The 19,836-nt window shown below is 63.0% G+C and carries 10 protein-coding genes; all 10 read right to left on the reverse strand.

The features are described from left to right. Position 1: 1 nt before the first annotated feature. The 10 genes from DOM32_RS04555 to DOM32_RS04600 all read right to left on the reverse strand — a co-directional run bounded on the left by DOM32_RS04555 (position 2) and on the right by DOM32_RS04600 (position 19,665). Entirely contained in the window at positions 2-2,029 is a 2,028-nt protein-coding gene (locus DOM32_RS04555) for an alpha-1,4-glucan--maltose-1-phosphate maltosyltransferase (protein ID WP_083387204.1), read from the reverse strand. A gap of 229 nt (positions 2,030-2,258) precedes the next feature. Then, on the reverse strand, positions 2,259-4,445 hold the full coding sequence (gene glgX / locus DOM32_RS04560) for a glycogen debranching protein GlgX (RefSeq protein WP_208625305.1): 2,187 nt from the start codon (positions 4,443-4,445) through the stop codon (positions 2,259-2,261). A 56-nt stretch (positions 4,446-4,501) separates the two neighbouring features. Continuing rightward, entirely contained in the window at positions 4,502-4,966 is a 465-nt protein-coding gene (locus DOM32_RS04565) for a DUF2934 domain-containing protein (RefSeq protein WP_071230546.1), read from the reverse strand. Between the two features lie 108 nt (positions 4,967-5,074). Next, positions 5,075-7,810, reverse strand: coding sequence for a malto-oligosyltrehalose synthase (gene treY, locus DOM32_RS04570; protein ID WP_110631654.1), 2,736 nt, complete (start codon positions 7,808-7,810; stop codon positions 5,075-5,077). After that, positions 7,807-9,942 (reverse strand): 4-alpha-glucanotransferase, encoded by a 2,136-nt coding sequence (gene malQ / locus DOM32_RS04575; protein WP_110631657.1) that lies wholly within the window; start codon positions 9,940-9,942, stop codon positions 7,807-7,809. The genes treY and malQ overlap by 4 nt, the downstream gene beginning before the upstream one ends. Beyond that, complete coding sequence (treZ, locus tag DOM32_RS04580; protein ID WP_244179805.1) at positions 9,939-11,864, reverse strand: malto-oligosyltrehalose trehalohydrolase; 1,926 nt, start codon at positions 11,862-11,864, stop codon at positions 9,939-9,941. The genes malQ and treZ overlap by 4 nt, the downstream gene beginning before the upstream one ends. Next, complete coding sequence (locus DOM32_RS04585; protein WP_110631663.1) at positions 11,861-13,210, reverse strand: alpha amylase C-terminal domain-containing protein; 1,350 nt, start codon at positions 13,208-13,210, stop codon at positions 11,861-11,863. The genes treZ and DOM32_RS04585 overlap by 4 nt, the downstream gene beginning before the upstream one ends. After that, positions 13,207-14,697 (reverse strand): glycogen synthase GlgA, encoded by a 1,491-nt coding sequence (gene glgA / locus DOM32_RS04590; protein WP_244179806.1) that lies wholly within the window; start codon positions 14,695-14,697, stop codon positions 13,207-13,209. The genes DOM32_RS04585 and glgA overlap by 4 nt, the downstream gene beginning before the upstream one ends. A 490-nt stretch (positions 14,698-15,187) precedes the next feature. Next, complete coding sequence (locus tag DOM32_RS04595; RefSeq protein ID WP_110631669.1) at positions 15,188-18,376, reverse strand: efflux RND transporter permease subunit; 3,189 nt, start codon at positions 18,374-18,376, stop codon at positions 15,188-15,190. Beyond that, the gene (locus DOM32_RS04600; protein WP_244179807.1) at positions 18,376-19,665 is read right to left on the reverse strand and encodes an efflux RND transporter periplasmic adaptor subunit; all 1,290 of its coding nucleotides are present in this window, start codon (positions 19,663-19,665) and stop codon (positions 18,376-18,378) included. Before DOM32_RS04600 ends, DOM32_RS04595 begins: the two co-directional genes overlap by 1 nt. Positions 19,666-19,836: the final 171 nt, after the last annotated feature.

Consider the following 19,836-nt stretch of genomic DNA (forward strand, 5'->3'; position numbering starts at 1 on the left):
ATCAGCGCACCGGGTGGATGCGCCAGATGGCGAATGGCAAGTGCCATGGTTCCAGCCGCATCGACTGCCACTTGCCCTGCCATGTCCAGCGATGACCGGACATCAAGTCTTCCACGTGCAGGGCCGCATCGTCGGGAAGCGCGAACTCCCACAGCGGCAGCTCGAAGGCCCCTTCCTGGGCTTCGAACGGATCGAGATTGATCATCACCAGAACGAAATTGCCCAGATCGTCGGTGCGCTTGCCGAAGTAGAGCAGGCGCTCGTTGTATGCCGGATAGAAGGCAACCCCGAGATGGGTCTGCAGCGCCGGATTCTCGCGGCGAATACGATTGAGCTGGGCGATCTCGTAGCTGATGTTGCCGGGCGCGGTATAGTCGCGCGGCTTGATCTGGTACTTCTCCGAATCGAGATACTCCTCCTTGCCCGGCACCGGCTCGCCCTCGCACAGCTCGAAGCCGGAATACATGCCCCACAGCCCGGAGCCCATGGTGGCCAGTGCGGCGCGGATCAGAAACCCGGGACGGCCGGAAGACTGCAGGAAGTAGGGGTTGATGTCCGGCGTGTTGACGAAGAAGTTGGGCCGGTAGCACTCGCGCATCGGCGATTCGTTGAGCTCGGTCAGGTAGTCGGTCAGTTCGGCCTTGGTATTGCGCCAGGTGAAGTAGGTGTAGCTCATGTTGAAGCCGATCTTGCCCAGGCGCTTCATCATCGCCGGCCGCGTGAACGCCTCGGCGAGGAACAGCACCCCCGGGTCGCGCGCGCGGATGTCGGCGATCAGCCACTCCCAGAACGGCAGCGGCTTGGTGTGGGGGTTATCGACGCGGAAGATCTTCACCCCTTCGTCCACCCAGCCCTGCACCACGTCGCGCAGTGCCAACCACAGCGAGGGCACCGCGTCCTCGGCATAAAAGTCGACGTTGACGATGTCCTGGTATTTCTTGGGCGGATTCTCGGCGTAACGGATCGAGCCATCCGGCCGCCACGAGAACCAGCCGGGATGCTCCTGGAGCCAGGGGTGATCCGGCGAGCACTGGATAGCGAAATCCAGCGCGATCTCCAGGCCGTGCTCGGCAGCGGCCTGGACCAGGGCGCGAAAATCCTCGCGCGTGCCGAGTTCGGGATGGATCGCCTCGTGGCCGCCCTCCTGGCTTCCGATGGCATAGGGGCTGCCGGGATCGTCCGGGCCGGCCTGGAGGGTGTTGTTGCGGCCCTTGCGGTGGGCGCGGCCCACCGGATGTATGGGCGGGAAATAGAGCACGTCGAAGCCCATGTCGCGAATCATCGGCAAGCGCTTGTGGACATCGCCGAAAGTACCGTGACGGTTGGGGTCGTCGGTTTCCGAACGCGGGAACAGCTCGTACCAGCTGGCGAACTGGGCCCCCCGGCGTTCCACCTCGAGCGGGTAGACCGAGTTGCTGCGCGTCAGGTGCGGCCGGGCATCGGCGGCATGCATCCACTGGGCGGTCCGCGTGTCGAGCATGATGCCGACCCGCTCGCCGTCGCTGTCACAGGCCTGGAAACGTTCATGAATGTTTTCCAGTGCTTCGCGCGCCTCGCCTTCCATCCGCTCGGCAGCGGCCACCAGCAGACGCCGCCCTTCCTCGAGTTCGAGCCCGACCGGAACGCCGGCCTGATGCTTCTTGAACAGCTCGTCGCGGTAGGTGCCGAACACATCCCACCACGCCTCGATCACGAAGGTATGCCGACCGACCCGCGTGGGGGTGAACGCCGCTTCCCAGAGATCCTTGCCCAGCGGACGCATGAGGTGCATCGGTTCGCGGCGGTGCTGGCCCTGGTCATCGCACCAGTTCACGGCAGCGGCCAGCACATCGTGACCGTCGGCGAAGATCACCGCGGAGACGGTCACGGGTCGACCGGCGATCGCCTTGGCTGCGAAACGCCCTTGTTCCAGCGAGGGCTGCACGGCCTCGATGGCGATACGCGGTGAATGCGCTGCCGCGTGGGCGCTTTCGTCTCCCGACGATGATGACGCATCCGGCGTCTGATACGGCGATGAGCGCGTAACCATTGGCGCCTCCTTCCATCCTTGGGGTGGAGTTGCTGTTCCGGCATTGCCGTCCCGGACGGCAATGTCGCGCTATATCACTGCTTTCATTACTGCTCTCGTGGACGAATGATCCGGCCCTGTCGCAAAGCCCTGTCATGACAGGCGCCGGAGTGAAAAGCATCATCTATCCATGATGTGCGAGAGCCACTGTCAGCCACAGGCAACCTGCTGCCTCGCAGGCTCCAGATGATCAGCAATACGGAGCCTCCGCTTCGATGAGTTCGAAAAGCGAAAGACTTCGGGCCTTGACTTGATAATCGCTCTGCATCGGGCAACGTACGTTGGCAGCGCCCGGATCGAAGGTCTCGACACGTCTGCGCCATTCGCTACCACCAGGCACGTCCGGCAGTACGAAGTCGATATCCTGATCTCCGGCATTGAGCGCAAGAAAAACCGTTACGTCGGAGCCATAACGACAGATACCAGTGGGCTGCGCGTGACCATTGAGGACCACCCCAATCGCCTTGACTTCTCCATCGTGCCAATGCTCCACGCCCATCTCTTCAGCTGCCGGCGTGAGCCAGGTGACATCCTTGATGCCCAGATTCTCGTTCAGCTCGCCGGTCATGAAGCGCCCGCGCTCCAGAATCGGGTATTGGCGACGCAGACGAATCACATAGCGGGTGAAAGCCAGCAGTTCGCGGCCTTCGTCGGAAAGATCCCAATCGATCCAGCCGATCTCGCCATCCTGGCAATAGGCATTGTTATTGCCGCCTTGCGTACGGCCGAATTCATCGCCGGCCAACAGCATCGGCGTGCCTTGTGAAAGCATCAGCGTCGCCAGCAGGTTACGCATCTGACGCATGCGTAACTCCCGGATCTGGGGATCGTCGGTCTCTCCCTCGGCCCCGTGATTCCAGGAGACGTTGTCGTCGTGACCGTCCTGATTGTCCTCGCCGTTGGCCTCGTTATGCTTGTCGTTGTAGCTGACCAGATCCCGCAGCGTGAAACCGTCGTGGGCAGTAACGAAGTTGATCGACGAAAAGGCCTTGCGCCCTCTGTGATTGAACAGGTCGGCCGAGGCCGTCAGACGATTGGCGAAGGCCGGCAGCTTGCCTTCGTCACCGCGCCAGAACCCGCGCATGTCATCGCGGAACCGGTCGTTCCACTCCGCCCATCCGGGCGGGAACTTGCCGACCTGGTAACCGCCGGGCCCGCAGTCCCAGGGTTCGGCGATCAGCTTGCACTGCGACAGCAGCGGATCCTGTCGGCAGGAATCGAGGAAGCCGCCGCCTTCGTCGAAACCTTCGGCCTCGCGTCCCAGGATCGTCGCCAGATCGAAACGGAAACCGTCGACACGCATCTCGTCCGCCCAGTAGCGCAGGGAGTCGTTGACCATCTGCAGAATCCGCGGATGCGACAGATTCAGCGTATTGCCGGTACCGGTATCGTTGATATAGAAGCGCGGCTCTTCCGGCATCAGGCGGTAATAGGAGGCATTGTCGATTCCTCTGAAGGATAACGTCGGCCCCATCTCGTTGCCTTCCGCCGTGTGGTTGTAGACCACGTCGAGCAGGACTTCGATACCCGCAGCGTGAAAACGCGCCACCATCTGCTTGAACTCGCTGATCGACTCGCTGGCCATGTAGTTCGGATGGGGGGCGAAGAATGCGAGCGTGTTATAGCCCCAGTAGTTGTGCAGTCCCTTTTCCTGCAGATGACGATCATCGGCGAAGGCGTGGATCGGCATCAGCTCCAGCGAGGAGATGCCAAGATCGCTGAGATAATCGATCACCTTGGGCACGGCGAGGCCGGAAAACGTGCCGCGCAGTGCTTCCGGCACATCCGGGTGACGCATGGTGTAGCCGCGCACGTGCGTCTCGTAGATGACGGTATCGCTCCACGGCACGCGGATTTCGCCGGAGCGCCCCCAGGTAAAGGCTGGATCGATGACCCGGCAGCGGGGCATGAACGGGGCGCTGTCACGCTCGTCGAAGCTGAGATCGCCGTCCTCATGGCCGATGGTGTAGCCATAGAGTGCATCGTCCCAGACCAGCTCACCCACCAGCTGCTTGGCATAGGGGTCGATCAGCAGCTTGTTGGGATTGAAACGATGCCCCGCTTCCGGATCATAGGGACCATGAACCCGATAACCATAGAGTTGGCCGGGGTGAGCGTCCGGCAGATAACCGTGCCAGACCTCGTCGGTATACTCCGGCAAAACGACCCGCTCCACTTCTTCCTTTCCGGTTTCATCGAACAGGCAAAGTTCGACTCGCGTCGCATTCGCCGAAAACAGTGCAAAATTGACCCCGAGCCCATCCCAGGTTGCCCCCAACGGATAGGGCAAGCCTTCTCGAATCCGCGAGCGCGACAAGCTCGCTTCCTGGACGATATGACCCATTGCCGCTTCACGGCCCAATCCCATGTCACTCATGTCCTGCTCTCCCAATGAGCCAAATCGACCTTGCCGCCTGTGTTCCAGACGAGAAATCATTCACTCTTGCCACGGGGCTTCCGTGGTTTGGGTGCTGGCTTGACCTTGTCGCTCTCGGCGCTCGAGGCTTTCGTGGCACGCTTGCGTGGGGCCGGTTTATCGCTTCCCGCTCCGCCGCTCGCCGCCTTGCTCCGCGAGGCAGACTTGGCGCGTCCCGGCTGCGTCGTCACCTCGACACCCGTGTCCTCTTCCTTGCGGGCTTCCGTTTCCGGATCGTCCAGTGGCAGCCGCATTTCGTCGATGCCGAGTTCTTCGGGCTCGGCCGGCGGCTCCTCACCTTCCAACAGGGAAGGTTCATCGGACGCGGTACGCCATTCGTGCTCTTCCTCGCGCGCGTTTTCGGCCTCGACGATTCGCTCGGCCATTTCCCAATGGCGCGCTTCCTGATCCTCAGGGCGGCCTTCCGACTCCCAAATGCGATAAGCCAGCATCCGTACACGTTGTTCGCGACTGGTCATCATGACGCCCTCCTTTCTCTTTTCGTTGCGTGGCGGGGTCATCCCTGCCCCGCCAAATTCATGCAAGACCGGCGCCGGCTGGACCGACGCCTCACTTTCAAAGTAGCGGGTTCAGGATGTCCATACCCAAGCTCCGCAAGGGAAATCCGACAAATGTTGATGTAGCGACAACTCGGACGACGACGCTACCGGTGCCGACGTCAGCCAGGGGTCTCCGCTCCCTGTCAGTCCCAGCGTCTCGAGAGACAGCGCCGTATCCGACCACCGCAGCTCCCGTTGCGCCGATGACGGCGACAGCACCCTCGACAGGCGCGGCACGACGACTATCAGAGTCAGGGTCGGCGTCCGGCGGGCGAAGGCAATGACGTAATCCGCGTAGGCGCCGCCGGCCTCCAATGGCAGGTACTCTCCTTCGCTGAAGAGGCGCGGATGCTCCCGCCTCAGATTCAGCAGCCGCTGCACGACCGCCTGCTTGACGATACCGTCCCGCCAATGCTTCCAGGCCGAGTCCGGCATCTCGGCGCTCCCCAATGCCTCACGGCGCGCAGCCATGTCCACCGGGCGGCGGTTGTCGGGATCGACCAGCGACTGGTCCCAGAACTCGGTGCCCTGGTAGAGATCCGGTATGCCCGGCGAACACAGCCGCAACACCGTCTGCGCCAGGCCGTTGATCGCCCCGGGCAGGTCCAGCAGCGCTGCCGCCTCGGCCAGTTCCCGCGTCAGATCGCCACCGCTCAGCGCACAGCGCACGGCATCTTCGCCCGCCTGCTCATAGGTTTCGTCGGGTGCCAGCCAGTGGCTCGCGAGCTTGGCCTCGCGCATCGCCTTCTGCTGCCAGGCGACGATTCGGTCGGCGAAGTCGTTCAGCGCCTGGCGGTTCCGGTCGGCGAACTCGGCGTCAGGCTCCAGCTTCAGTTCCAGGGGCCAGGCCGCCAGCAACAGCTGGAGCATCATCAGGCGATCCCCGCCGCTGGGCGTCTCGCCGCTATCGTAGAGGCGCTGGTCGCCTGCCCAGGCCCGCATCCTCGGTACCAGCACGTCGCTCATTTCGCTCATCGCCGCCAGCCGGGCGCGGACGTCTTCGCCACGCTTGTGATCATGCGTCGCGGTGGTCAGCAACGTACGGGGAAAGCTCGCCAGGCGCTCCCGGTTCGCCTCGTGCAGACGTTTCGGTGCATAGGCAAAATGCGCCCCTTCGCAGCCGACGTCGTTGCGGGACAGCAACACCGCCGAGCGATAACCCGCGGTGTCCTCGACCGCCTTCGCCGCCAGCGGCGATGTCAGCTGCTGAAAACCGGTCACCGCTTTCAGGCGCAGCGTACGCTCGGGTTCGTCGAAAGCGCCGGGCGCTTCGCCTCCCAGCCAGTCATCGAGCAGCGGGAGCCAGGCCGCATCGGCTGCCGACAGCTGCGATCGGGCCACCTGCATGGCATGGTCGAAGTCTTCGGCGTCGGCATCGGGCCGACCATCCTGATCGGCGTAGCTGCGATAGACGGGATAGCCGACCGCGAGTGCTCCCAGCACACGGCGGATCGCCGGCGACGTGAACTCCCGTGTCTCGGGTCTGAGCCGGGCCAGAGCGTCGACCGTCCGAATGCATCTTTCGAACTCGGCGGTCAGGGCGCCGTCGAGCATTTCCCGACGAGCTGTCTGCACCTCGGCAGCGAAATCGTCCGTACGTCCGCTGACCTCTCGCCACAGGCGAGTCAGCGGCTCGCGTCCTGCCGGATCGTGCTGGATGCCGGAAACCAGATCGAGAAATTCGTACCCCGTGGTGCCATCCACGTCCCAATCCGTATGCAGACGCTCGTCGTGACCCAGGATCTTTTCTACATAGATGGGGCGTCGATCCTCGTAGCGTTCGCCATTGAGGGCGCGACGGCGTCCAGCGATCGCTTCGAGACGCGCGCGCAGGCGCAGTGCGTAACCGCGGGGATCGGCCAGGCCATCGATATGATCGATGCGCAGCCCGTCGATCCAGCCGCGTTCGACCAGCGAGAGCATGTAGGCATGAGACAGATCGAAAACGCTCTCGTCCTCGACCCGCACGCCGACCAGTTCGGTGATATCGAAGAATCGACGCCAGTTGAGCGCGTCGTTGGCGGTGCGCCAATAGGCCAGCCGATAGGCCTGACGCTCCAGCAGCGCGTGCAGTCGCGCCCTGCCCTCCTCGGTTGCGGGGTCATGACGGGCGAGGGTGGCCGCGATGAGCGGATCGTCCGCTCCGCGCTCTGGGTGGCTGGTTTCCGGTGACCGGAATCGTTCGGGTGTCGGGCCGTCTCGATCAGCATCGGCGTCGGCCGATGCCAATAGCGCAGCGGTATGGGCCGGGTCCAGCGGAAACCGGTGCTCATGGTAGGCGACGAAAAAGGCCGCTCTTTGCGCGTCCCATTCCAGCGTCAGCTCACCGTTTTCCAATACCTGCGTGTAACGGTCGCCGAGAAACGGCAACAACAGCTTGCCGTCGGCGCCGGACTGTTCCCAGTCGATGTCGAAGAATCGGGCGTACTCACTGGTACGGCCATGCGCCAGCACGTCCTGCCACCAGGGATTTTCGGAGCCCACCGCCAGATGATTGGGCACGATGTCGGCCAGGATGCCCATGTCCGCCGCGTGCAGCGCTTCGACCAGCCGGGCCAGCCCTGCCTCGCCACCCAGCTCCGAGTCCACCCGGGTCGGGTCGATACCGTCATACCCATGGGCCGATTCGGCTCGCGAGGCAAGAAAGGGCGAAAGATAGAAGTGGCTGATGCCCAGCGCAGCGTAGTAGTCGACCTGCCGAAGGGCATCGTCGAAGGTGAAGTCGGCATGCAGCTGCAACCTGACAGTGGCGCGAAGCGGTCTCATGTTCGGCGCCCCCGGCGTATGCCATCGATGCGTGACAGGCGCTGCTGCACCACCGGATCCTTCAACGCCTGGGGCGCGGGTACCGGTAGCCGTCGTCGCCAGTTGGGATGCTCGTCGAAGGTCCCGGGCAGGTTGGCCTGCTCTTTCAATCCCAGCAGATCTTCCAGCGGAAACAGTGCCAGCGGCGTCGAGGTCTTTGCCACATGCACCAGTACGGCATCGATGACATCTTCGACATCCACGCTATCGCTGGCGATACCGTCATCGCTGGCGATACCGTCGAGTTCGCAGGCGCTGACCAGGCGGCGTCGATCCTGACGCCGCTGCTCGCTGAGTTCGGCGGGATCCTCGCCCGCTTTCAGTAGCCCCAGCCGGTTCCGCCAGCGCAGATCATTTTCCAGCCACCAGCCTGCCACCGTGGGCAGATCGTGGGTGCTGGTGGTAGCCATGGTGGTCTGGCGCCACGCCTCGGCCGGCAGGAACGCCTCGCCCTCTCGCTCGAACCACATCACGCTCATGCCCAGCACGCCCCGCGCCGCCAGCCGATCCCGCAGCCCCGCTTCGACGGTCCCCAGATCCTCGCCGATGACGATGGCCCGATGCCGCCAGGACTCCAGCGATACCAGTCGCAGCAGATCGTCCAGCGGGTAGCGCAGATAGGCCCCCTGCTGGGCCGTTTCTCCCTCCGGAACCAGCCATAGCCGCGAAAGCCCCAGAATATGGTCGATCCGCAAACCGCCGGCATGGGCCAGACTGGCTCGCAGCATGGCCAGGAATCCTCGATAGCCGGAATCGACCAGCCCCTGGGGGGAGAACGCTGCCACGCCCCAGTTCTGGCCGTGCGCATTGAAGTCGTCCGGCGGCGAGCCCACGCTGAGCCCCGGAAACAGCTCTTCCGGATCGCTCCAGGCCTGGCTACCGGTGGGATCGGCGCCCACGGCCAGATCGGCGATCAGGCCGACCGCCATTCCAGCCTGACGCGCGTTGTTCTGCACGCGATCGAGCCCGGCCGCCACCAGCCACTGCAGGAAGACGGCAAACGTGATCGCTTCCCGGTGCTGTTCGGCGAACGCTTCCACCGCTGCCCCGCGGGGATCCCGCCATGCCTCGGGCCACTGTCGCCAGTCGGCATGCTCGGCATGCGCCTGAAGCACTTCGAAAAGACAGTGACGTTCGAGGCTTCCGCCGCCATCGCGACGGAAGGCGACCAGTTGCGAGCGCCAGGCGAGCGCGCTCTCGTCACGCTGCACGTGCAGGAACAGCCGTTCCAGCATCGACAGTTTGAGGCGCGCGCTGGTCGGCCAGTCGATCAACTCGAGACCGGCCTGCTGCGCCATCGCCTCGCTGAAAGGCGCCTGCGCCCGCGCCAGGGTCTCCGCATCGAAGACACACTCCGGCGAGGCGTGCCAGACGTTGTAGAACAGCCGGCTGGAGGGCGAGTAGGGGCTGAATCGTTCGGGATGCGCGGCAAACGACGCATGCAGCGGGCTGATGGCAACCGCATCGGCACCGGCGCGCGCCACCACCGCGCAGAGGTCGTCCAGCGCCTGCAGGTCGCCGATACCGGCATCGCCCTCGCGCCGCAGCCCGTAGAGTTGGACCGCTACGCCCCAGTAGCTCGGTTGGGCATGACGATGCTCCCGGGCGATATCGTCCAGGGTAAAGCAGCGCGGCGGCGCCACCGCCAGAATCCGGGACACGCTGTCGTCGCCCCGCTCCGTCAGGAAACAGAGATGGTGATAGCCCGTCTCCTGAATCGCGGGCAGACAGCCGTTATCGTCGAGATGGCCGTCCATCGTCTCGCCGCTTTCGAGCCGGATGGCGAAGGCGCACCCGCCGCTGTCGGCGACGGGCACCTGGGTGAGCTGGCCCTGATCGGCGATCAGCATCGGCGGCAGGTGCTCGAACGCGGCGGGCCATCGTCGCGCCTGCCAACGGGCCAGGCTGGCGGCGACCTCCTCAGCGTCACCCGCCGGCCAGCCAAGGCGGGCCAGCATCGTGCGCTGGCGATCTTCGGACAGCGTCTGGGGCTGGTTGTCGCTGCCGTCCCATTCGCACAGCAAACCAACCGACTCTGCCAGTTGGCGCAGTTGGGCGCCTGCGTCGGGACCGGGTTCCTGGGCAGTACTCATGCGATTGGTTCTCCTGAAATGCCATCCATTGGCTGGAGCCAGACGACGCTCGTCAGTGCCGGCAACTGGCCGCCTTCGACGAGATCGACTACCCCGTCTCGCGAACAGGTCAGCGGTTTCCCCGGCGGGGTCACGGATACCGGCTGCGAGGCGAGGTTGATGGCAACGGTCAGTACCTGGCCGTTGCCTAGCCGCCACTGTCCCTGGACGGCCTTGTCGCCGAGCACGCGCGACCCGGCGGTGCTGCATCCTTTCAGCCCGGGAACGATGTGGCGATGGCGTAACTCCAGCCAGTGGCGAAAACGCGTCTGGTAACGATGCTGTGCCGGCGTGCTCGCCTCATCGAGACGGGACGCTTCGAACGTGGCCAGGGCATTGGGATCGGGAATGCGCTCGCGCTGCGCCGGGTCCTCGAAAGCGCCGAACTCGGCGAATTCGCGGCGACGGCCTTCCCGTACCGCATCCGCCAGGGCGTCGCGATGGTCGGTAAAGAACAGAAAGGGTTGTGTCGAGCCCCACTCGTCGCCCATGAACAGCAGCGGAATGGCGGGAGAGAGCAGCAGCATCAGCGTTGCCGCATCGAGCGCGTCCGGCTCGGCCAGCCGGGATAGACGCTCCCCCAGTGCGCGGTTGCCGATCTGGTCGTGATTCTGCAGAAAGTCGATGAACGACGTCGGCGGCAGATGCCCGCTGGGCTCGCCGCGCGCCTCGCCCTTGCGTGAAGGCTGGCCCTGATAGATGAATCCTTCGCCCAGCGCGGTCGCCAGCTTTTCCGTGGTGTGCTCGGCGAAGTCGGCGTAGTACCCCTCGCGCTCGCCGGTCAATAGGACATGCATCGTGTTGTGCCAGTCGTCGGCCCACTGCGCGTCGAACAGCGTCGGGTCCAGCAGGCTGGCCTGGTTATGCTCGTTTTCCAGCATCAGGTGGCAGTGACGAGTCGAACCGACCCGCTCGCGCAAGGTCTGCCCCAGCTCGACCAGAAAATCCCGCTCGCTGATGGCGTGGACGGCATCGAACCGCAGCCCGTCGAAACGATATTCGAGCAGCCACATCAGGGCGTTATCGATGAAGAAGCGGCGCACTTGCGGACGACGGAAATCGATGGCATCGCCCCAGGGCGTCTGCAGGTCATCGCGAAAGAACGCCTTGGCGTAGTGCGCCAGGAAATTGCCATCCGGGCCGAAGTGGTTGTAGACCACATCGAGAAAGATCATCAGCCCGTGCCCGTGGACATCGTCGATCAGCGCCTTGAGCGCCTCCGGCGTACCGTAATAGGCCGCCACGGCGTAGGGCTGGACGCCGTCGTACCCCCAGTTGCGCTCCCCCGGACATTCGGCGAGCGGCATCAGTTCGATGGCGGTCACGCCCAGTTCCACCAGTTCGGGTAGCCGTCGGCGCAATCCGTCGATTCCGCCGCTGGCACCCAGATGAACCTCATAGATGACCGTCTCTTCCCATGGCCGGCCTGTCCATTCATCGTGGCGCCATGTGTAGCGATTCGGGTCGACCACGCAGGTCAGCCCGTCGACGCCACCGCGTAGCGCTTTCGAGGCGGGGTCGGGCACGGGCATGCCGTCATCGTCACCCTCGACGAACACGCGATAGCGATAGGCGGCCTGCGGCGGGCAGTCGAGCTCGAGTTCGAAATCTCCCTCCGCCATCGGGTTCATCGGCTGCGGCGCCATGCCTTCGCACTCCAGATCCACCCGCTGCGCGCTGGGTGCCCACAGGCGAAAGCGAACGCGCCCCTCGGCGGTCAGTGATGCGCCGTAGAACGGCGTCCAGGCCGCCTCATTCATTTCCATGACCTCGGATGACGTGGCACCAGATGACGTGGAACCAGATGATGTGGAACCAGATGATGTGGCATCGGATGACGTGGCGGCCATACTCGAGTCGCTGGAACCGGAAGACGCGCTCATGGGGTTTCCTCGATCCAGTTTTCGTGACGCAGGAACAGCGCGGCCATCGGCGGTACCGTCACGGTCAACGACTGGGCGTGACCATGGCTAGGAATCGGCTTCGTCGTCGCGCCGCGACTATTGCCTACATTGCTACCGCCGTAGAAGACGCTGTCGCTGTTGAAGATTTCCCGCCACCAGCCGGCGCTGGGAACACCCAACCGGTAGTGGTAGTGGACGGAGGCCTGGAAGTTGCAGAGGCAGATCATGCTGGCATGGCCGCTTTCGGTGTGCCGGGCGAAAACGATCACGCAGTTATCGCTATCGTCGTCGACCAGCCATTCGAAACCGAGCTGACCGTCGTGGCGGATCTGCATTGCCGGCTCGTTGACGTAAAGCCGGTTGAGATCGGCCATCATGCGCAATATGCCCGCGTGACGGCTTTCGAACAGTAGCGGCCAGTGCATGGCGGCTTCCCGAGGCTCGGACAATGCCTGACCCAGTTCGACGCCCATGGCCACCTGCTTGTCGCCGGGCAGCGCCCACATCAATGCCAGGCTGGCTCGATACGCTGCGAAACGCTGCCAGTCGTCGCCATGAATGGACTGTCGCCACTGACCGAACGTCGATGCCTCATCCGGCATCTGTTCCAGCAGCCCCCGATCGGTTTCGTGTGGCGTCAATGCCTCGATCCAATCGGCATGCCAGCGGGAGCGCTCGGCCGGGGCGAGCGCCAGATAGTGAGCGCTCGCGACCTGCCAGCGTGGCCGCCGATGCAATGTCAGCAACAGCTCGGTGGTCTCGCTCTGGAACAGGTGGCAGCCGCTGGCACGGGAAGTTCCATCGACTTCCTCGAAGCCGTCGATATGACAGCGTTGGCACCAGGCGAGAAACGCGGATTCAGGCGTTGGCGAGGCTGCCGGATACCGGACCATGACACCTACGCCGGCGACATGGCAGGTTTCGACGAACTGGCAGACCACGGCTTCGGGCTGGGCGATGAGCGCCTCGTCGAGCACGACATGGGTAAACCCCAGATCGGCGACGTAAGGCACCAGCTCCTGCGCCAGATGGTTCCAGTTCAGGGGCGGCGGGAATCGAGAGACATACCAGTCCGAGGCGTCGAGGCGGTAGAGCGCCAGCGGCATATCGCCACCGTGGCGTCCGACCCTGGCCCGCATCCAGTCGCCGTCGTCCCAGGGCCACGTCGCCTGGCTCGCGCTGCCACCCGACGAGACCGTGGAGAAAGACGAAGACAATGCCAGCGTCCAGGCCGCTTCGGCCAGGTTCCTGCGCTGAAGCTTGAAGCTCCGTGGCCATGAAGGCGACATCTTGCCGGGCGTGCGATTGTCGGCAGTAGTCATCATGGGCTTGTCACGACGTCTTCGGTTCGCACTATCGCCTCCGTCAACAGGTCGGCATAGAGTCGCCGATAGGGAATCACGGCCTGGCGCCAATGCAGGCGCCCCGCCATCGCCGCTCGCCGCATGGCGTAGAACAGATCGGTCGCACGGAACAGGTCGAACGCACGCAGCACGGTGGCGCGATAGGTTTCCAGGCTCATGTCGTCGAACAGCAGGCCATTGATGCCATCCTGGATCGTATCCGCCAGGCCGCCGGTGCGATGCGCGATCGGCAACGAACCGAAGCGTTGCGCGTAAAGCTGGCTCAGGCCACAGGGCTCGAAACGTGACGGCATCAGCAGGAAGTCGCTGCCGGCATAGATCTGCCGCGCCTCGCCCTCGTCGAAGCCGATATTGACCCCGACCTGGCCGGGATAGAGCGCGGCCATCTCGACCAGCGCCTGCTCGATGGCGTACTCGCCGCGCCCGATCACCACCAGTTGCCCGCCGGCTCGCACGATGGCGTCGGCGACCTGAATGGTCAGATCGAGCCCTTTCTGCGCCACCAGCCGGGAAACCACCGCAAACAGTGGGCCACTGCTCGGATCCAGACCGAACATCCGGCGCACGCGCTGCGTATTGGCACGCTTGCCATGCCAGTCGTTGATGCCGAAGTTGGGCGCCAGGTGAGGGTCCGTGCGCGGATCCCAATGGTCATCGATGCCGTTGAGCAGACCGCTGAGCCGCCCTTCCAGCGCACGTTTCTTGAGCAAGCCCTCCAGCCCGCAGCCGAGGGGAGCCGTGGTGATCTCGTCAGCGTAATTGCTGCTGACGGTCGTCACATGGGAAGCGTAGGAGAGTCCCGCCTTCATGAAGGAGAGCTGGCCGTGAAACTCCACCCCATCGATATGAAACGCGGATGCCGGGATACCGAGCGCCGGGAGCCGTTCGGCGGAAAAGATGCCCTGATAGGCGAGATTGTGGATGGTATAGATCGAGGGTACGTAACGCTTGCCGAGCCAGCGGACATAACCCGCCGTCAATCCGGTCGCCCAGTCGTTGAGATGCAGGAGCTCCACCTGCCAATCGAGCAGGGTCGGATCATTGACGATCTCGGCGGCCGCCATTGCCAATCGCGCAAAGCGGATATCGTTGTCGGCCCAGCCTACCCCCAGTTCGTCCCCGTAGGCGTTACCGACCCGATCATAGAGTTCAGGACACAGCACGACATAAACGACCAGGCCATCCTCGCAGATAAGACGGCCGATCTCGCAGGCAGGCAAGTCATGGCTGGCGGGCAGACTGACCAAACGCACGATCTGTCGTCCGGCCGACAGCAATTGCCGATAGCCCGGCATCAGAATGCGCACGTCGTACTGGGGTTTCAGCGCACGAGGCAAGGCGGCAGATACATCTCCCAGCCCGCCAGCCTTGATGAAATCGGCAATTTCGGTGGTCACGAACAGCACGCGCCGATTGCGCCTGGGCGGAGCGGGAAGTGGCCGCGACAATGCCCCATTCGACAGTGACCCGCTCCCCGCTATTCGCGAGACTTGACTCGATACCGGCGAAACGCAACGGGAATCACCCGAGATTCTCGCGGCCGTCCGGCTGTTCTTTCCATGAACTGCGGCCTGCGTCATGTTCAGCCTCCCTGAACATCGATCCACCAGTCGACATTAACCAGCTTGGACCCTCATCCTGCGCTGAGGTGGCTAACCCGACCATAACCGACGTTAATCAACGAGTTCGACGACGACGGCAACTGTCAGCCGAAGTCCTGAGCGGATGATTCACGAGCGGATGGCAGTCGTCTGACGGTATTGACTCCCTCGTAACCGCCCCTTCAGCCTGATTAAAGATATATGCCACCGGCCGGAAAGCGTCAAAGCCTGTTTTGAGGCCTCACCGCAGCCGATGAAGGGCAGCCAACAAAAAAGGCAACCCCCAAGGGGGGTTGCCTTCAAAGGACCGAATTATTGGTCATTTTGACGCAGTCGATTATCGACTGTTGCGCGCCTCCGGTTGACCGTCGTGACGCCGTTCGCCATTGCCAAATTTCGCCTGTAACCCATGGGTGACCTTCATGATCAACACATAGGTTGCCGGCACGAAAATCGTCGCCAGCAGCGTGATGGAGATCATCCCACCGACCACCGGCGTACCGATCTGGTTACGGCTTGCCGCACTGGCACCGGATGCCAATGCCAGCGGCAAGGTCCCGCCGATGAATGCCAGTGACGTCATCACGATCGGACGGAAGCGCTGGCGTGCCGCCACCTTGGCCGCATCGACCACCGACAGTCCCGCATGCTTGCGCTGCTGTTCGGCGAACTCGACGATCAGGATGGCGTTCTTTGCCGCCAATCCGACGACTACCAGCAAGCCCACCTGCAGGTAGACACTGGTGCTCAAGCCAGCCAGGTAGACCGCCAAGATGGCACCGACGAAGGCGAACGGCACCGCCGACACCACCGCCAAGGGCAAAGTCCAGCTCTCGTACTGCGCTGCCAGGATCAGGAACATCATGACCACGCCAAACGACAACGCCAACGTTGCCGCGGTGCCCACATTGACCTGCTGATAGGCCTCGCCGCTCCAACCCATTCCGTAATCGGAGCCCAGCGTACTGGAGACGACTTCCTGCATCGCCTGTACCGCTTGCCCGGAGCTGTAGCCAGGCGCCGGACCACCGGAGAACTGAGCCGCCGAATAGGTGTTGTAGCGCTGCAGCACCGTTGGCGCCTTGTCGCGGGTGAGCGTCACCAGCTCGGATAGTGGAATGCGTTGACCGTCGCCACCGCGCACGTAGACCTTGTTCAAATCATCCGGGTTGCGACGGAAATCATCCTCGGACTGCAGATAGACCTGGAAGTTACGTCCCGAACTCGTGAAATAGTTGACGAAAGAACTACCGAACGTACTCGCCATGGTGGTGTTCAGGTCAGCGATATCGACACCCAGACTACGCGCCTTCTCGGTATCGACGTCCGCCCGGTAGGATGGCACATTGGTATCGAGTGACGAGAAGACACCTGCAAGTTCCGGCCGTTCGGCCGCTGCCTGCATGACCTTGCCGGCCGCCTCCGCCAACTGCTGCGAGGTATCGCCGCCGTAGGACTGAAGAAAACCAGTGAATCCGCCGGTCGGCGACAGCCCCTGAATCGGCGGCAGGTTGAAGGCAACCGTCTTGCCTCCCGGAATCTGGCCGCCGATCTGCATGATCTTCTGGGTCAACTGATCGACGGTGATATCGCGCTCTTGCCACGGCTTCATGGTAATGAAGACCGTACCCTTGGCGGTATTCGGCGAACTCGACAGAATATCGAAGCCCGGGATGCCGGTAACGTAATTGATCCCCGGCACCTCATCACGAAGCCGCTGGCTAAGCTCCTGCACGTAGGCATCCGTACGCGCCACCGACGACCCTGCCGGCAAGTTGACGGCGGCCAGGGCGACCCCCTGGTCCTCGGAAGGCAGCAGCGCCGCCGGTAACTGGGCAAAGATCATCCAGGAAGCGACGCCGGCAACCGCCAGGCCCACCACCACCAGCCACAACTGATGGATGATGAAGTTGGTGATCGCCATGAAGAAATCGGTGATCTTGTCGAATATCTTGTTGAACCAGTCGAACGGCTTGCGGATGGCACGCACGAACCCGGACTGCTTCATGCGATCCTGATGCTTGAGGAAGATCGCGCTCATGGCCGGCGTGAACGACAGAGCCACGATCGCCGAGATCGCCACCGAGATCGCAATGGTGATCGCGAACTGCTGGTACATCTGACCCGTCAGACCGCTCATGAAGCCTACCGGCACGAACACCGCCGACATGATGAACGCCGTCGCGATGACAGCGCCAGAGACCTCTTTCATTGCCTCGAGCGCAGCACTGAGCGGCGTCGCCTCCTCGTCCTCTTCCATGATGCGTTCGACGTTCTCGATGACCACGATCGCATCATCCACCACGATACCGATCGCCAATATCATGCCGAATAGCGAGAGCAGGTTGATCGAGAAATCGAGCAGATACATGCCGGCAAACGTGCCCACCACCGAAATCGGCACCACCGACATCGCCACCAGCGTCGAGCGCCAGCTCTGCAGGAACAGGAACACGATCACCGCAACGAGAAGCAGCGCCTCGATGAAGGTGTGCTCCACCGATTCGATGGAAGCGTCGATGAACAGCGTGGTATCGTAGGGGATATCGTAATCCAACCCCGGCGGGAAGCGCGTCTTGAGATCCGCCATCGAGGTCTTGACTTCCTTGGCCACGTCCAGCGCGTTGGCACCCGGCTGCAGATAGATGGCGATCGGCGCAATCGGCTTGTTGTTGACGTAGGCCTGGATGCCGTAACTGTTCTTGCCCAGTTCGATCCGCGCCACGTCGCTCAGCCGCAGCGAGGAGCCATCCGGATTCGTCCGCAGCACGATTTCGCGGAACTGGTCGACGTTTTCGTAACGACCTTGAGTGGTGATGGTGTAGGTGTAGGGCGTCGGATTGGCCTGCGGCTCGGCGCCGAGCTTGCCGCCCGCGACGACAGCGTTCTGAGCCTGTATGGCCGAAGAAACCTCGGCCGGCGTCAGATCGTACTGCGCCAGCTTGTCCGGATTGAGCCAGACGCGCATGGCGAATTCCTGACTCCCCAATACCTCCGCCTGCCCTACGCCGGGAAGCCGTGACAGCTCGTCGGTGACGTTGATGTTGGCGTAGTTGGTCAGGTAGAGCGAGTCGTAGGCGTCCGAGTCCGAGGTGAGTCCAACAAACAGCAGGATGCTCGAGGAGCGTTGTTCAACGGTAACGCCCTGTGATTGCACTTCGCTCGGCAACTGCGACAGCGCCCTCTGGACCCGGTTGTTGACGTTGATCGTCGCCGTCTGAGGGTCGGTGCCGATGTTGAAATAGACACTCATCGACATCTGACCGCTGTCGGAACTCGACGAGGTCAGGTAGATCATGTCCTCGGTGCCGTTGATCTCCTGGGCGATGACGGAGGCCACCGTGTCGGAAACGGTCTGCGCGCTGGCGCCGGGATAGGTGGCCGACACGCTGATCGTCGGCGGTACCACCGGCGGATACTGTTCGATCGGCAAGGTGCGCATCGCCATCAAGCCGATCAGCGTAATGATGACCGAGACGACGGTGGCGAATATCGGCCGCCTGATGAAAACGCTGGAAAAATTCATCAGTTGGCTCCGTTCTGTCCGCCGTTCGCCTCTTGCGCATCACGCTGGGCGCCCGCGACGCCTTCACCACCTTTTGCGTCGGGCTCCTGGGAGGGATTCTCACCGGCGTTGTTCTGCGGCTTGGGCACCTTGCCGCTGAACGGCTGTGCATCGATCTGATCGCCGGCGGAGATGCTGCCGATTGCCGACACGACGACCCGGTCTCCGGGGTTCAGCCCCTCGGTGATGATCTGCCAGTCACCGGCGATCTCGCCCAGCGACACGAATCGCGTCTCGGTCTTGCCTTCGTCGTCGAGCACGAAAACCTGCGGCCCCTTGAGCCCTTCGGTCACGGCGATCGACGGCACGGCGTAGACGTCGTAACGCATCATGTTGGGCAGCGTCACGCGCACGAACTGGCCCGGCAGGAAGATTTGATCGTCGTTCTGAAATACGGCTTCGGCCTGTACCGTGCTGGTGGATTCATCCACTCGCGAACCCAGAAAGTCCAGCCGGCCCCGGAGCTGAAGCGCATCACGGGAAGCGCTTTCCGTACCGGGCGCGGTCAGCACGGCCACGTTGGCCTGATCGGCATCCCCCTGCTGGCGTTGCTGACGCAGCGCAAAGGCGTCATCGGCTGGCAGCGAAAAGCGTACCTCGATCGGATCCAGCGGCGTAATGGTCGCCAGCTCCTGAGGCGGCTGTACCAGATTGCCGACGTTGATCTCGCTGAGGCTGATCATGCCGCTGACCGGCGCATTGACCTCGGTATAGCTGAGATCGATCTGGGCACTGTCCAGCGCTGCCTGAGCCTGAGCCTGGGCCGCCTGAGCCGTGCGCAGATCGGCCTGGGCCTGATCACGCTGCTGCTGACTGATGGAGTTCTGGTTGTACAGGCGCTGATAGCGTTCGGCATCACGTTGGGCACGATAGACTTCCGCCTTGGCGCTCTGCACGTCCGCCTGGCGCTGCTTGACGGTCGCTTCATAAGGCGCCTGCTCGATGGTGAAGAGCTCGTCGCCCTTCTCGACCATGCTGCCCTCGCGGTAGTGACGCGCCTCGAGGATGCCTTCGACACGACCCATCACGGTCACTTCACGATTACTGCGAATCTGGGCCGGGTATTCCTTGGAAAGCGAGACATCATGCGCCTCGACCTCCATGACCTCGGCCTTGGTGGGCGGCTTCTGCTGCTGGTTTCCACCTTGCTGAGCACTTTGCTGATCATCGCCGCCACAGCCGGCCAAGGCCAATGACAGCAACAACGCCCCACCGAAGCCGAGGGTGCAATTCATGAGATTAGGGCGCATGAGTCTCCGTCCTGGAAGAAAGGATGCCTAGGGTAATCCAGCGAGCTTACAGGCATACATACATGAATGTAAACTTGCAGAAAATTGGTTATGCTCTTGTCGCGGCAGTTTTAATCACAACATAAGAAACGCCGGTCCGATGTCACGCCCCCACTCACCTTTCGACGACAC

The sequence above is a fragment of the Salinicola salarius genome (assembly GCF_003206135.1).
Classification (GTDB): Bacteria; Pseudomonadota; Gammaproteobacteria; order Pseudomonadales; family Halomonadaceae; genus Salinicola; species Salinicola salarius.